The following is a 13,176-nucleotide window of genomic DNA, read 5'->3' as shown; positions in this document are numbered from 1 at the left end:
GGGTGGCGGTTTCCGGCCGCGCCAACAAGAGGTTGAAGCAATCCTGCCTTGTCAGCCTCCCAACCCGCTCTTGAGCCAGCTGTATAAATTCACCCCCTCTCTGGACAACTGCCCATCCGCCCGCCGACACAGACAGTAGGCTCGCCCGTCATCGAGTGTCAGATCCGACAGCTTGACCAGTTCCCCGCTGTCACGGAGCCCGGTAATCAGTGGCTCGCGCAACAACGCGCAGCCCAGGCCATTCTGCGCCGCGCTCAACGCCAGCTGGCCATCCTCGAACAGCAGCCCTTGCAAAGCCGCCGGATGCTTCACGCCAGCACGGTGAAACCATTGCGCCCAGGTCCCGCGCTCTTCGTCGTGCAGCAGCGGTAATTCGCTAAGCGCCTGCAGCGAATCGAAAGGGCCATGGCGCTGGTAGAACTCGCGGCTGCACCAGGGCGTCACCGCGCCGGACATCATCGGCTCACTGTGATAACCCGGCCAGTGGCCGGTGCCGAAACGAATGGAAATATCAGCCGCGTCGCTCGGGTAACTGCGGTGGTTGGCGTAGGTGACATTGACGTCCACCCCTGGGTTATCGGCGAGAAACTGAGCCAATCGCGGAATGAACAGATTGATGCCGAACATCGGGATCAAACTGATGGTCACCTGGCGAGTGCTCGACTGCTCTCGAACATGATCGGTGGCGCTGCGCAGCACCGCGAACGCCGAGCGAATGGCGCGGTAATACTCGCGGCCATCATCAGTGAGAATCAGGTTACGGCCCTGCCGCGAGGTCAGCGGCTGGCCGAGAAACTCTTCGAGCAGACGCAACTGGTGGCTGATGGCCGAAGGCGAAATGTCCAGCTCGCGGGCGGCGGCGTTGACCCCGCCATGGCGGGCGAAGGCTTCGAAGGTTCGCACTGCACGCAGTGGAGGGTCATTATCAAACTGTTCTAATTTATTCATGTATTGAGCTTAATCCGATTCAACCTGCTTGTGAACACTCAATATTTACTGAAATAAATCGATAATTGATTCCATATCGAAATCACTTATAACCATATGAGTTTTAGATATTTGATAAATTTAGAATAATTACCTACTGTGCCGCCTTCGCTCTCCCGCGCTTGAACCAAAGGCTTTTCGCTCTTCATGGATACCTTCATCCAGCAACTGCTCAACGGCCTGGTGCTTGGCAGCCTGTATGCGTTGATCGCACTGGGCTACACCATGGTCTACGGAATTTTACGCATCATCAATTTCGCCCATGGCGATCTGTTGATGATTGGCGCGCTGGTCGGCCTGTCAGCCATTCACCTATTGCAGGCCATACTGCCCGGCTGCCCGGACCTGCTGGTGCTGGCTATCGCCACGGTGGCGGCCATGGCAGTCTGCGCGGTGCTGGCCGGGCTGATTGAGCGCGTTGCCTACCGCCGCCTGCGCAACGCGCCACGGCTGGCACCACTGATCAGCGGCCTGGGCGTGTCCTTGCTATTGCAGACCGTCGCCATGCTGATCTGGAGCCGCAACCCGCTGATGTTCCCTCAGCTCTTGCCGCTGGACCCGATTGAGCTCACCGCCGGCAGTGAAGACAGCGCCCCGGCAATCACCAACCTCACGGCGATTGCCACTGTGGCCATCGCCGCGACGGTGATGGGCGCCCTGCTGTTGCTGGTCAACCGCACCCGCCTGGGCCGTGCCATGCGCGCCGTGGCAGAAAATCCACAAGTCGCCAGCCTGATGGGCATCAACCCCAATACCGTGATCGTGCTGACGTTCGCAATAGGCGGTGCGCTGGCCGCTCTGGCCGGCGTGATGATGGCCAGCAATTACGGCAATGCACATTTTTATATGGGCTTTCTGCCGGGACTCAAAGCGTTTACCGCCGCCGTACTCGGCGGTATCGGCAACATCAAGGGCGCGATGCTCGGCGGCATTCTGCTGGGGCTGATCGAAGCGTTGGGCACCGGCTACCTCGGTGAACTTACCAATGGTGTATTCGGCAGCAACTATCAGGACGTGTTCGCGTTCATGGTGCTGATCGCCGTGCTGGTGCTGCGCCCCAGCGGCCTGCTCGGTGAGCGGCTGGCGGTGCGCGCATGAGCCCGATCATCAGCCGCGTGATCAACTTGCCACGGCGCGCCAGCCCACACCTGGGTGTGGTGCTGTTCGCCACTGCCCTGCTGCTGGCGCCCTGGCTGGCCGGGTATGCCGGTGGCAACGCCTGGGTGCGCACCCTGGACTTCGCCCTGCTGTACATCATGCTCGCCCTGGGCCTGAACATCGTGGTCGGCTACGCCGGCTTGCTGGATCTGGGCTTTATTGCCTTTTACGCGCTGGGCGCCTATCTGGCAGCGCTGTTGTCTTCGCCGCACTTGCTGACCCAGTTCCCGGCGCTGGCGGCCGCCTTGCCGGACGGCCTGCATACCTCAATCTGGCTGATCGTGCCGTTGGCCGCGTTACTCGCCGCGGGGCTGGGTATCGTGCTTGGCGCGCCGACCCTGCGCCTGCGCGGTGACTACCTGGCTATTGTGACGCTGGGCTTTGGCGAGATCATCCGCATCTTCATGCGCAATCTTGACCGGCCGGTAAACATCACCAATGGCCCGAAAGGCATCGCCTCCATCGAGCCGATCCAGTTGTTCGGCATGAACCTGGCGCGCACCCAGGAAATATTCGGTTGGCGTGTGCCATCGGTGCACCTGTATTACTACCTGTTCGCGGCGCTGGCGGTTCTGATCATGCTGGCCTGCCTGCGCTTGCAGGATTCGCGGATCGGTCGCGCCTGGGTGGCGATTCGAGAGGACGAAGACGCAGCAGCGGCCATGGGCCTTGACACCAAACGCCTGAAATTGCTGGCCTTCGCCATCGGCGCTGCGTTCGGCGGCATTGGCGGCGCACTGTTCGCCTCGTTCCAGGGCTTCGTCTCGCCAGAGTCATTCACCCTCAACGAGTCGGTGGCGGTGCTGGCCATGGTCGTGCTTGGCGGCATGGGTCATGTGCCTGGGGTGATCCTTGGCTGCGTGCTGCTGGCCGCCCTGCCGGAGGTGCTGCGCTCGACCATGGGCAGCTTGCAGATGAGCCTGTTTGGTGAAGTGCTGATCGATCCGGAAATCATCCGTCAGTTGTTCTATGGCCTGGCGCTGATCCTGGTGATGCATTTCAGACCGACCGGTCTATGGCCAGCCCAACGGGAGGTCAGTCGATGAGCAAACCACTGCTGGAGCTGCGCCATGTCAGTAAACACTTTGGCGGCGTGACCGCCGTGCAGGATGTCAGCCTGGCGATTCAGGCGGGCGAAGTGCACGGCCTGATTGGCCCCAATGGCGCAGGCAAAACCACCTTTTTCAATCTGATGACCGGCTTGTACCGCGCCGATAGCGGTCAGTTCAGTCTCGACGGTGAACGTTACGAGCCGTCATCGGTGCACAAGGTGGCACAGGCTGGCATCGCCCGAACCTTCCAGAACATCCGCCTGTTCGGTTCGATGACTGCGCTGGAGAACGTTATGGTTGGCCGCCACGTGCGCACCCGCAACGGCGTGCTCGCCGCCCTGCTACGCCATCGCCGCGCCCGCCAGGAAGAAGCCGAGACCCGCGCCATTGCCCGTGACTGGCTGGCTTACGTCGGCATCGGCGAACTGGCCGAGCGCCGCGCTGACACCCTCTCCTATGGTCACCAGCGGCGCCTGGAAATCGCCCGTGCGCTGGCCACCGAGCCACGCCTGCTGGCACTGGACGAACCGGCGGCAGGGATGAACCTCTCGGAAAAGCAGCAACTGCGCGAGCTGCTGGACAAGATCCGCCGCGACGGCCGCACCCTGCTGCTGATTGAGCACGACGTAAAACTGGTGATGGGCCTGTGCGACCGCATCACTGTTCTCGACCACGGCCAAGTGATCGCCCGCGGCACGCCGCAACAGGTGCGTGAAAATCCGGCAGTGATCGAGGCCTACCTGGGAGCCGGCAGCCATGCCTGAAGCCTTGCTGCAAATTCTTGACCTGTCGGTGCACTACGGCGCCATTGAAGCGGTCAACGCGCTGAGCCTGAACGTGGCTGAGGGCGAACACGTAACCCTGATCGGCGCCAATGGTGCAGGCAAGACTTCGACCCTCAAGGCGCTGACCGGCCTGCTGACAGCGAGTGCGGGCACCATTCATTTCGACGGCCAGCCGCTGCACAGCCTGGGCGCCCACCAGCGCCTGCAACGCGGGTTGGCCATGGTGCCGGAAGGTCGAGGCGTGTTTGCGCGCATGAGCGTGCTGGAAAATCTCCACACCGGCGCCTACCTGCGCCGCGACACGACAGCCATAGCCGACCAGATCGAACGTATCCTCGACTGGTTCCCGCACCTGCGCAGGCGCCTGGAGCAACCGGCCGGGCTACTGTCCGGCGGCGAACAACAGATGCTCGCCCTGGGCCGCGCACTGATGTCGCGCCCGCGCCTGCTGGTGCTGGACGAACCGTCCATGGGCCTGGCGCCGGTGATGGTCGAAAAGATCTTCGCAGTGATCTCTGAAGTGTGCCGCAGCGGCATGACCCTGCTGCTGGTGGAGCAGAACGCCCGGCTGGCGCTGCAAGTGACCGAACGCGGCTACGTGATGGACAGCGGGCGTATCACCCTTCAAGGCGCCTCCCGCGAACTGCTCGAAGACCCGCAGGTGCGCGCCGCCTACCTTGGAGAATGATGATGCGTGTAGGAGCCAGCTTGCTGGCGAAAGGGTCAGCAAGGTCACAGCTCCTATATCGCCTGACCTGCCGTCTTCGCGAGCAAGCTCGCTCCTACATAAACACGCGCTCAAGATTGAATTAAAACCCGCGCTACCGGGCAGCCGGCGTGTACCTAATAGCAATGATCAAAGGAACTTCACCCATGCAGTACTCGACCCTTTTCAAACGCGCCACCGCTGCCGGTCTGTTACTCGGCAGCCTGACCTCAGCTATCGCCCAGGCTGACCAGACCGTCCTGATCGGTCTGGCCGGCCCGCTCACCGGCCCGTCGGCGCGGATCGGCAAGGACCTGGAAAACGGCGCGCAACTGGCCATCGACGCGGCCAACGCGCGCAAGCCGAAAATCGCCGGCGAAGCGGTGACCTACAAGCTGGTCTCCGAAGACGACCAGTCCGACCCGCGCACCGCGGTCACCGTCGCCCAGCGCCTGGTCGATGCCGGCGTGGTCGGTGTGGTTGGCCACTGGAACACCGGCACCAGCATCCCGGCGGCCCGCGTGTACCACGATGCGGGCATCGCCCAGGTGGCGCCGGTCGCCACCGGCCACGGCTATACCCTGCAAGGTTTCGACACCAGCTTCCGGGTCATGGGTCATGACGATGACGGCGGTCAGGTCGCCGGCCAATACGCCCTGCAAAACCTCAAGGCCAAGCGCATCGCCGTGCTCGACGACCGCACCGCCTTTGGCCAGGGCCTGGCCGATCAGTTCGTCAAGTCGGTTGAAGCCGGCGGCGGCAATGTGGTGGCCCGCGAGTTCGTCGACGACAAGACCGTCGACTTCAGCGCCGTGCTGACCAGCATCCGCAGCAAGAACCCGGACCTGGTGTTCTTCGGCGGGGTCGACGCCCAGGCCGCCAGCCTGGCACGTCGTCTCAAGCAACTGGGTATCAAGGCGACCCTGATGGGCGCTGGCGGCTTTGTCAGCCAGACCTTCCTCAACCTGGCGCAAAAAGACGGCGAAGGCGTCACCGCCCTGGAGCCGGGTCTGGCCGTCGAGCAAATGCCCGGCGGCAAGGATTTCGATCAAAGCTACAAGCAACGTTACAAGCAGCCGATCGAGCTGCACGCACCGTTCGCCTATGACGGCGTTGGTGTGCTGATCAATGCCCTGGAAAAAGCCGATTCCCTTGATCCAAAGAAATACCTGCCGGTGCTGCGCGCCAGCGAGTATCAGGGCGTGACCGGCACCATCGCGTTCGATGCACAGGGCAACCTGAAAAACCCGACCTTTACCGTTTACCAGGTGAAGGGCAACAAGTGGGAACCGGTCAGCGTAGCCGGCGGCAAGTAAAAACTGCTGCGCTCGGCCAGGCGGCGTTGAAAACCGGCTCGCAATGCTCAGGTACTTCAGTACATTGCGCTTGCTCGTCGGTTTTCGCCTTGCCTGACCTTCGCTCGCTAGGTTTTTACCCTGTAATACCGTGAAGAGGAGAACCACTATGAGCGCTGCACAAGGCGAAATGGGCATTCTGGCCCGGCGCCGGATCGAAGCCGAGATCATCAAGCCGATCTACGAAATCCTGGTCCGCGACTACGGCAAGGACAAGGCCCAGGCGGTGATTGGCGAGGCGGTTGGCCAGGCGGCGGTCAAGGCCGGCCAGCATTTTGCGGCCAAGGAACCCAACGGCCCGGACCTGGCCGGTTTCGTCGCCCTGCAAACGCTGTGGGAGCAGGACGACGCCTTGAAGGTTGATGTGATTGCCAGCGATGCGACCCATTACGACTATGACGTGCACCGCTGCCGCTACGCCGAGATGTACCACGAGATGGGCCTGGGCGAGATCGGCCACCTGCTGTCGTGTGCCCGTGATGAATTGTTCATCGTAGGCTATGACCCCAATGTCGAGCTGACCCGCACCCAGACCATTATGCAGGGCTCGTCGCATTGCAATTTCCGCTACAAGGTAAAAGACCAATGAGCCAGGCACCGCGTATCAACGGCCAACGCCTGTGGGACTCGCTGATGGAAATGGCGCAGATCGGCGCCACGCCCAAGGGCGGCGTATCACGCCTGGCATTGACCGAAGAAGACCGCATTGGCCGCGACCTGTTCAAGCAATGGGCCATCGAGGCCGGCTGCACCGTCAAGGTCGACGCCATGGGCAATATGTTTGCCCGCCGCCCCGGCCGTGACGACAGCCTGCCCCCGGTAGTGACTGGCTCGCACGGTGACTCGCAACCGGCTGGCGGCAAGTTCGACGGCATCTACGGCGTGCTGGCCGGGCTGGAGGTGGTGCGCAGCCTCAACGATCATGGCATCGCCACTGAACGCAGCATCGAAGTGATCAACTGGACCAACGAAGAAGGCTCGCGCTTTGCCCCGGCGATGATTGCTTCGGGGGTTTATACCGGGGTATTTGACCTCGAATACGGCCTGTCGCGCACAGACGCCCAAGGCGTGAGCATCGGCCAGGCGCTGCAGCAAATCGGCTACGCGGGCAACGAACCCATGGGCGGGCGCGACATCCATGCCGCGTTCGAGCTGCATATCGAACAAGGCCCGATTCTGGAAGCCGAAGACATCACCATTGGCGTGGTCAGCGGCGCGCAAGGCCAGCGCTGGTACGAAATAGAACTGCACGGGCGCAGCGCCCACGCCGGCACTACACCGATGAACCATCGCCTCGACGCCCTGCTCGGTGTGGCGCGCATCGTCGAAGCGGTCAACGCCATGGGCCTGGCCCAGGGCGACGAAGGTCGCGCCACCGTGGGCTGGGTGCAGGTTTACCCGAACTCGCGCAACGTAGTGCCGGGGCGCGCGTTGTTCAGCGTCGAATTCCGCCACCCGGACGAAGCGGTGCTGGAGCAGCTGGACGCGCAATTGCGGACGGAAGTCGCCGATATCGCCGCCGCCACCGGCCTAGGCCATGAGCTCAAGCAGATCTTCCAGTACGCGCCGATTGCCTTTGACGCGGCTTGCGTCGATCAGGTGCAGCGCGCAGCAGTGGAACTGGGCTACAGCCACAAGCGAATGATTTCCGGGGCCGGCCACGACGCCTGTTACCTGAGCCGGGTGGCACCGACCGCGATGATCTTTGTCCCTTGTGTCGATGGGCTAAGCCATAACGAGGCTGAGCATATTCATCCGCACTGGTCCGAGGCCGGGGCGAATGTGCTGTTGCAGGCGGTGTTAGCCAAAGCCAACGAGCATTAAGACTCTGGCAGCGCTGTGCGCTATCGCGCAGGAAACACAGAACCCTGTAGGAGCAGCTTTAGCGGCGAAGCTTTCGCGGCTAAAGCCGCTCCTACAATGCCGATCAACCCTGCCAGTTGCCGCCTTCGACAATCACGTCTTCAGGTTTGGTGTCTTCAGCCAGTTCCTTGCGCACATACTGGTCGTACAGTTTCAGCAGGTACTTGTCCTGGCCGAGTTTGGCAAGTTCGGCATTGACCCAGTCACGCAGTTCGATATTGCCTTTTTTCACCGCCGGAGCAATCGGTGCTTCGCCGCCGAGCTTTTCCGGCAGGGTCCGGTAGCCTGGGTTCTGTTTGGCCCAGCTGAACAGCACCAGGTTGTCTTGCGCATAAGCGTCACCACGACCGTTGGCCAGGGCTTGCAGCGACTCGGAGTTTTTCTCGAACTTGAGCAGCTTCCAGTCCGGATGGTTCTTGGTCAGCCACACGTCAGCGGTGGTGCCAGTGGTGACGATGATGGTCTTGTCGGCCAGGTCATCGAGCTTTTGCACCGGGCTGTTATCCGGCACCAGCGCCTGCACCGCGACCTTGAGGTTCGGGTTGGTGAAGTCCACCGCTTGCTTGCGCTCCGGGGTCACGGTCATGTTGGCAAGGATGATGTCGACCTTGTCGCTTTGCAGGAACGGAATCCGGCTGGCCGGTTCAACAGCGACAAACTCGACCTTGTTTTCATCACCCAGCAGCGACTTGGCGAATTGCCGACCGATGTCGGTATCGAAGCCAACATACTTGCCCTTCTCATCCACAAAGCCGAACGGCGGTTTGTCAGTGAAGACCCCAACGATCAGCTTGTCGCGCGCCTTGATCTTGTCCAGGTAGCTGGCCGGTGCCGGCGCGGCCGCCTGGGCGGGTGCGGCAGCCGCTGGCTTCGGGGCCTTGTCGCCCTGGCCGCAACCGGCCAGCAAACCCAGGCCAAACAGGGGCAGCAACAGTAAAGAACGGGCAAATTTGGAGGTGGCAGTGGTCATAAGATGTCCTTTTATCTAGCAGCTTTCAGATAGCCGCTGCACGGGCATGGCTGGCCTTGCCCGGCAGGCTTTCAACGTAAGAGAACTTCTCCAGAAACTGCTGCGCACGTGCGCTCGAAGGATGGGTGAAGAAAGACTCCGGATCACGCTGTTCAAGGATGCGCCCGGCCTCCATGAACACGATGCGGTCGGCCACGGCGCGGGCAAAGCCCATTTCATGGGTGACGATCAGCATGGTCATGCCGCCCCGTGCCAGGTCGAGGATCACCTCCAGCACCTCCTTGACCATTTCCGGGTCAAGGGCGGCGGTGACTTCATCGAACAGCATGACCTTGGGGTTCATGCACAGCGAACGGACAATGGCGATGCGTTGCTGCTGGCCGCCGGAGAGCTGCCTTGGATAAGCATCGCGCTTGTCGGCCAGGCCCACCCGCTGCAACAGGGCCTCGGCTTGGGCCCGCGCTTCTTTGCGCTCGCGGCGCTGTACTTTCAGCGGGCCGAGCAGGATGTTGTCGAGCACGGTCATGTGCGGGAACAGGTGATAGCTCTGGAACACCATGCCGATGTCCTGGCGCACCTTGCGCCAGTCGGTGCCCGCTGCCAGCAACTGCTGACCGGCAAAATGCAGCTCGCCGCCCTGCGCCTGCTCCAGGCCATTGAGGCAACGCAGCAAGGTGCTTTTGCCGCAGCCGCTGGGCCCGAGCACCACAATGACTTCGCCGGAGGCGACCTGCAGGTCAACCTCTTTGAGCACCTGGTTGCTGCCGAAAAACTTGTTGAAGCCCTTGAACTCGATCAGTGCGCTCATGCTTGTGTCCAGCGCCGCTCCAGCACGCGCGAGGCGACCGACAGCGGGTAACAGATAAAGAAGAAAAATAGAAACAGCGCGCCGTAGATCAGCACCGACTCATAGGTACGCTCGATGATCTGCTGGCCGACCTTGATGACGTCGACCACACCGATCAACACCGCCAGCGAGCTGGTCTTGATGATCCGCGTATAGATGTTGATGGTCGGCGGGGTCATGCGCTTGAGCGCCTGAGGCAACAGCACATGGCCGTAAAGCTGCACCGCAGACAAGCCAATCGACAGCCCGGCCTCACGCTGACCTTTAGGCAGCGATTTGAGGGCGCCACGCGCCACCTCGCCCACCTCGCTGGCGCCCCACAGGCTCAGCACCAGCACTGCGCACCAGAAGCTCGGAATGCTCAGACCGAAGAAGATCGGCAAGCCAAAGAACAGCAGATACAGCCAGACCAGCACCGGAATGGCGCGAAACAGCTCCAGGTAAATGCGCAGCAAGACGTTCAGCCAGCCGATCCCCAAGGTCGTCAGCGAGCCGTAAAGCACGCCGCCAGCGGTACTCAACATAATGCTCAACGCCGAGATCGACAGGGTGCGCGCCGCGCCTTCAGCCAGCAGCGGCAGCGACACCCACAGCAACTCAAGACCCGAACTGGCCATGTTGCAGCCTCCGTTCCAGGTAGCTGAGCAGCAATGACAGCGGCAGGAATAGCAGTATGCAGATCAGGGTCAGCACCGTGAGCATCTCGTAGGTCTTGTAGTACAGGGCGATGTAGCTCTTGGTGGTGTAGAGAATCTCCGGCACCGCCACGGCAGACACCACCGTGGTTTCCTTGAGCAGGAAAATGAAATTGGCGAACAGCGCCGGCAGGCTGAGGATTCCGGCCTGGGGCAGGATCACGTGGCGCAGCAATTGCCAATCCGACAGGCCGATGGAACGCCCCGACTCCAGTTGTGCCGCCGGCACCGCCTCGATGCCGGCGCGCAGCACCTCAGTGAGGTAGGCGCCGCCAAGAAAGGTCATGGTGATGATCGCGGCGGCAAACCCGGACACCTTGAAGCCCAGGGTCGGCAGTGCGAAATAAATGAAGAACAGCTGGATCAGCAACGGCGTGTTACGCGCCAGTTCCACATACAGACCGATCAGACGGCACAGCACCGGGGTGCGGAACATCAGGATCACGGTGTTGAGCAGGGCCACCAGCAGCGAGGTGCAGATGGCGATCAGGCCGACCTGGAGCGTCACGCCAACAGCTTTCAGAAACGCCGGTAGCGTACTGAGAATAAATGCATAGTCGAGGGTCATTGCGAGGACTTATAAGCGAGCAGTATTGGCTTGTGGCCAGTTGCTTATAGCCTATAGACACAAATAGCCTGTCTGGAAATAACGTTATCGACTAAGCATAGGCGAAAAAATCTGCCATTCGCCGCCATAAGCGAGGCACGAGCGTACAGCTTTCGCTAAGTCCAAAAAGGAATTAACACATGTAAATTCAGTATTTCTGGGTCTAACTGAAAATCGCTACTGTAGCCCCACTTACCTCGCACTGAGTACGCACCATGCAAGCCACCGCTACCGTCATCGACTTCACCCTCCACCGCAAACGCCGTGAAGCACGCCGTAACGCCGAGTTGATGTGGAAGATGTATGCCGCGTGCTCCGGGCTCAACGCATGGACCCAGATGATGGCGCAACAGGATGTGCAGATCGGCAAGGCACGGCCATGAGCCTGCTGCGCAGCGCAGTGGCCGCAGAGGAAGCGCCGCCACTGTCGACTGAATATGCGCCCGCCGACGAGGACCTGATCGGCGAGCGGGTGGCCCTTAACCTGCAACGTCTGCGCAGCAAACGGTATCTGTCACTCGACGCCCTGGCCCGCTTGAGCGGGGTCAGCCGCGCCATGCTCGCGCAGATTGAGTCCGGGCGCAGCGTGCCGTCGATCAAAGTACTGTGCAAGATTGCCAAAGGCTTGAAAGTCTCGGTGGCGGCGTTTCTCGAAACACGCGCCTTCGAGGGTGTCGAACTCTTGCCGGCCCGCGACAGCAAACGGCTGGTCAGCCCCGGCGGCCACTTTGTCAGCCGTGCGCTGTTCCCGTTCGATCGTTCACGCCAGACCGAATTCTATGAAATCCGCCTCAGCCCCCTGGGTGAAGAAAGCTCGCAGGGTCATGCCGCCGGTGTACAAGAAAACCTGGTGGTGACTCAAGGCGTGCTGGAAATCAGTGTCAATGAGGAGCGCTACCTGCTCTCCCCTGGCGATTCGATCCTGTTCTATGCCGACCAGCCGCACCGCTATCGCAACCCGGCAGACAGCGAAGCGGTGGCGTATCTGGTGATCAGCCATCCCGAGCAACTGGACTAAGCCTGTTGCGACTCGCCCGCTGCCACGGCGCCACTGGAGCAGCTTTAGCTGCGAAAGGCTTCGCAGCTAAAGCCGCTCCTACGGGCCGTATTCCGTCCTCTAACCCTCGCCCTTGAAAGCCGTCATGTCCTGCAGGACCATGCTCAACAGACGGCTGGCACCCACGCTCAACTGACGGCCCAGGCGGCTGATCAGGTGAGTTTCCGGGCTGCTGAAGATCTCGCTCTCCAGCGGCAACGCCACCAACTGACCGTTGCGGATCTCGTCTTCCATGACAAAGATCGGCATCAAGGTCACTCCACCACGCATCGAAAACCGCTTGAGCATGGCGAAGGTGCTGCAGGTCAGCGTCGGCGTCAGGGTTAACCCCAGGCGGTGTTCGGCCTGGGTGACGATCTGGCGGATCCCGTATGACACTCCAGGCAACGCCAACCGATAGCTGTCCAGCCCCTTGAGCGGCAATGGCTCGGTATGCTGCGCCAGAGGATGCTCCGGGCTGACCGCGACGCACACTGGCTGGCGGGTATGCGCATGGGAGCGGATCTTGGGGTCGGTGGGCGGGTTGAAGACCAGGCCCAGATGGGCTTCATCCTCGACGACCTGACGAATCACTTCGTTAGTGCCGCACACGTTGACCTGCAGGTCGATGCGCGGGTACTCCTCGGAGAACCGGCTCAGCGGCGCGACCAGGCCATCAATAAAACCCTCGCCGATCGCCAGCACCACCGAACCGCTCTGCAAGCCACGCAATGCCTGCAATGAATCGAGCAACACCTCCTGTTGCGAGAGCCGCTGACGGTAGTAAAGCAAGACCCGTTCACCGGCCTCGGTGGGCTTTACTCCGCGCCGATGGCGCTCCAGCAGCGGGCTGCCCAGTTCGTGTTCAAGCTGGGCGATCTGGCGGCTGACCGCCGAGGCCGCCACGTCGAGAAAGTCCGCCGCGGCACGCACACTGCCCAGCCGTACGGCCTCGAAGAAATACAGAATGCGCCGATCCTGAACCAGACTCATAAGGCTCCTGTGTTGCTATAAAAGCAACAGAATTGGGTTTGAGCGATTATTGCTGCGATGACTGAGGGCTGTCCATACTCGACCCATTGGCTTCATTCACTTCATTCATGATTTCGAATAAC

15 protein-coding genes are annotated in these 13,176 nt (G+C 61.4%); 9 read left to right on the top strand and 6 right to left on the bottom strand.

Going from position 1 to position 13,176, the window contains the following annotated elements:
• Positions 1-51: 51 nt before the first annotated feature.
• Positions 52-948 (bottom strand): LysR substrate-binding domain-containing protein, encoded by an 897-nt coding sequence (locus NJC38_RS22570; RefSeq protein ID WP_253117185.1) that lies wholly within the window; start codon positions 946-948, stop codon positions 52-54.
• Positions 949-1,134: 186 nt separating this feature from the next.
• Between NJC38_RS22570 and NJC38_RS22565 the strand changes: the two genes are divergently transcribed.
• The 7 genes from NJC38_RS22565 to NJC38_RS22535 all read left to right on the top strand — a co-directional run bounded on the left by NJC38_RS22565 (position 1,135) and on the right by NJC38_RS22535 (position 7,867).
• Positions 1,135-2,085 (top strand): branched-chain amino acid ABC transporter permease, encoded by a 951-nt coding sequence (locus NJC38_RS22565; RefSeq protein WP_045491507.1) that lies wholly within the window; start codon positions 1,135-1,137, stop codon positions 2,083-2,085.
• Complete coding sequence (locus NJC38_RS22560) at positions 2,082-3,191, top strand: ABC transporter ATP-binding protein (protein ID WP_253117184.1); 1,110 nt, start codon at positions 2,082-2,084, stop codon at positions 3,189-3,191. Before NJC38_RS22565 ends, NJC38_RS22560 begins: the two co-directional genes overlap by 4 nt.
• Positions 3,188-3,961 carry an ABC transporter ATP-binding protein gene (locus tag NJC38_RS22555; RefSeq protein WP_045491511.1) on the top strand — a complete coding sequence of 258 codons (774 nt, stop codon included), beginning with the start codon at positions 3,188-3,190 and terminating at the stop codon, positions 3,959-3,961. The genes NJC38_RS22560 and NJC38_RS22555 overlap by 4 nt, the downstream gene beginning before the upstream one ends.
• Positions 3,954-4,670, top strand: coding sequence for an ABC transporter ATP-binding protein (locus NJC38_RS22550; RefSeq protein WP_253117183.1), 717 nt, complete (start codon positions 3,954-3,956; stop codon positions 4,668-4,670). The genes NJC38_RS22555 and NJC38_RS22550 overlap by 8 nt, the downstream gene beginning before the upstream one ends.
• 185 nt (positions 4,671-4,855) lie before the next feature.
• Complete coding sequence (locus tag NJC38_RS22545; protein WP_045491517.1) at positions 4,856-6,004, top strand: branched-chain amino acid ABC transporter substrate-binding protein; 1,149 nt, start codon at positions 4,856-4,858, stop codon at positions 6,002-6,004.
• A 148-nt stretch (positions 6,005-6,152) separates the two neighbouring features.
• A complete protein-coding gene (locus NJC38_RS22540) occupies positions 6,153-6,632 on the top strand; it encodes an L-2-amino-thiazoline-4-carboxylic acid hydrolase (RefSeq protein ID WP_045491520.1) in 480 nt (159 codons plus the stop codon).
• On the top strand, positions 6,629-7,867 hold the full coding sequence (locus NJC38_RS22535; RefSeq protein WP_253117182.1) for a Zn-dependent hydrolase: 1,239 nt from the start codon (positions 6,629-6,631) through the stop codon (positions 7,865-7,867). Before NJC38_RS22540 ends, NJC38_RS22535 begins: the two co-directional genes overlap by 4 nt.
• A gap of 103 nt (positions 7,868-7,970) precedes the next feature.
• Here NJC38_RS22535 and NJC38_RS22530 read toward each other — a convergent pair whose 3' ends face one another.
• From NJC38_RS22530 to NJC38_RS22515, 4 genes are read right to left on the bottom strand one after another with little or no spacing between them, the layout of a single operon-like run.
• Positions 7,971-8,876 (bottom strand): transporter substrate-binding domain-containing protein, encoded by a 906-nt coding sequence (locus tag NJC38_RS22530; RefSeq protein WP_253117181.1) that lies wholly within the window; start codon positions 8,874-8,876, stop codon positions 7,971-7,973.
• Between the two features lie 25 nt (positions 8,877-8,901).
• Positions 8,902-9,684: an amino acid ABC transporter ATP-binding protein gene (locus tag NJC38_RS22525; RefSeq protein WP_253117180.1), complete on the bottom strand. Its 783-nt coding sequence runs from the start codon at positions 9,682-9,684 to the stop codon at positions 8,902-8,904.
• Positions 9,681-10,340, bottom strand: coding sequence for an amino acid ABC transporter permease (locus NJC38_RS22520; RefSeq protein WP_253117179.1), 660 nt, complete (start codon positions 10,338-10,340; stop codon positions 9,681-9,683). The genes NJC38_RS22525 and NJC38_RS22520 overlap by 4 nt, the downstream gene beginning before the upstream one ends.
• Entirely contained in the window at positions 10,321-10,986 is a 666-nt protein-coding gene (locus NJC38_RS22515) for an amino acid ABC transporter permease (RefSeq protein ID WP_253117178.1), read from the bottom strand. The genes NJC38_RS22520 and NJC38_RS22515 overlap by 20 nt, the downstream gene beginning before the upstream one ends.
• 254 nt (positions 10,987-11,240) lie before the next feature.
• On the opposite strand from NJC38_RS22515, the gene NJC38_RS22510 reads away from it, so the two are divergent.
• Both NJC38_RS22510 and NJC38_RS22505 read left to right on the top strand, forming a co-directional pair.
• A complete protein-coding gene (locus NJC38_RS22510) occupies positions 11,241-11,408 on the top strand; it encodes a hypothetical protein (protein WP_173426699.1) in 168 nt (55 codons plus the stop codon).
• Positions 11,405-12,043 (top strand): XRE family transcriptional regulator, encoded by a 639-nt coding sequence (locus NJC38_RS22505; protein WP_253117177.1) that lies wholly within the window; start codon positions 11,405-11,407, stop codon positions 12,041-12,043. Before NJC38_RS22510 ends, NJC38_RS22505 begins: the two co-directional genes overlap by 4 nt.
• Before the next feature lie 99 nt (positions 12,044-12,142).
• Here the strand turns inward: NJC38_RS22505 and NJC38_RS22500 are convergent, their stop codons facing one another.
• On the bottom strand, positions 12,143-13,054 hold the full coding sequence (locus tag NJC38_RS22500; RefSeq protein WP_253117176.1) for a LysR family transcriptional regulator: 912 nt from the start codon (positions 13,052-13,054) through the stop codon (positions 12,143-12,145).
• Positions 13,055-13,176 lie beyond the last annotated feature (122 nt).

It is taken from the genome of Pseudomonas sp. 21LCFQ010 (assembly GCF_024129905.1).
Taxonomy (GTDB): Bacteria; Pseudomonadota; Gammaproteobacteria; order Pseudomonadales; family Pseudomonadaceae; genus Aquipseudomonas.
The sequence above is the reverse complement of the archived record's forward strand: the minus strand, read 5'-3'. Positions and strand labels throughout refer to the sequence as shown.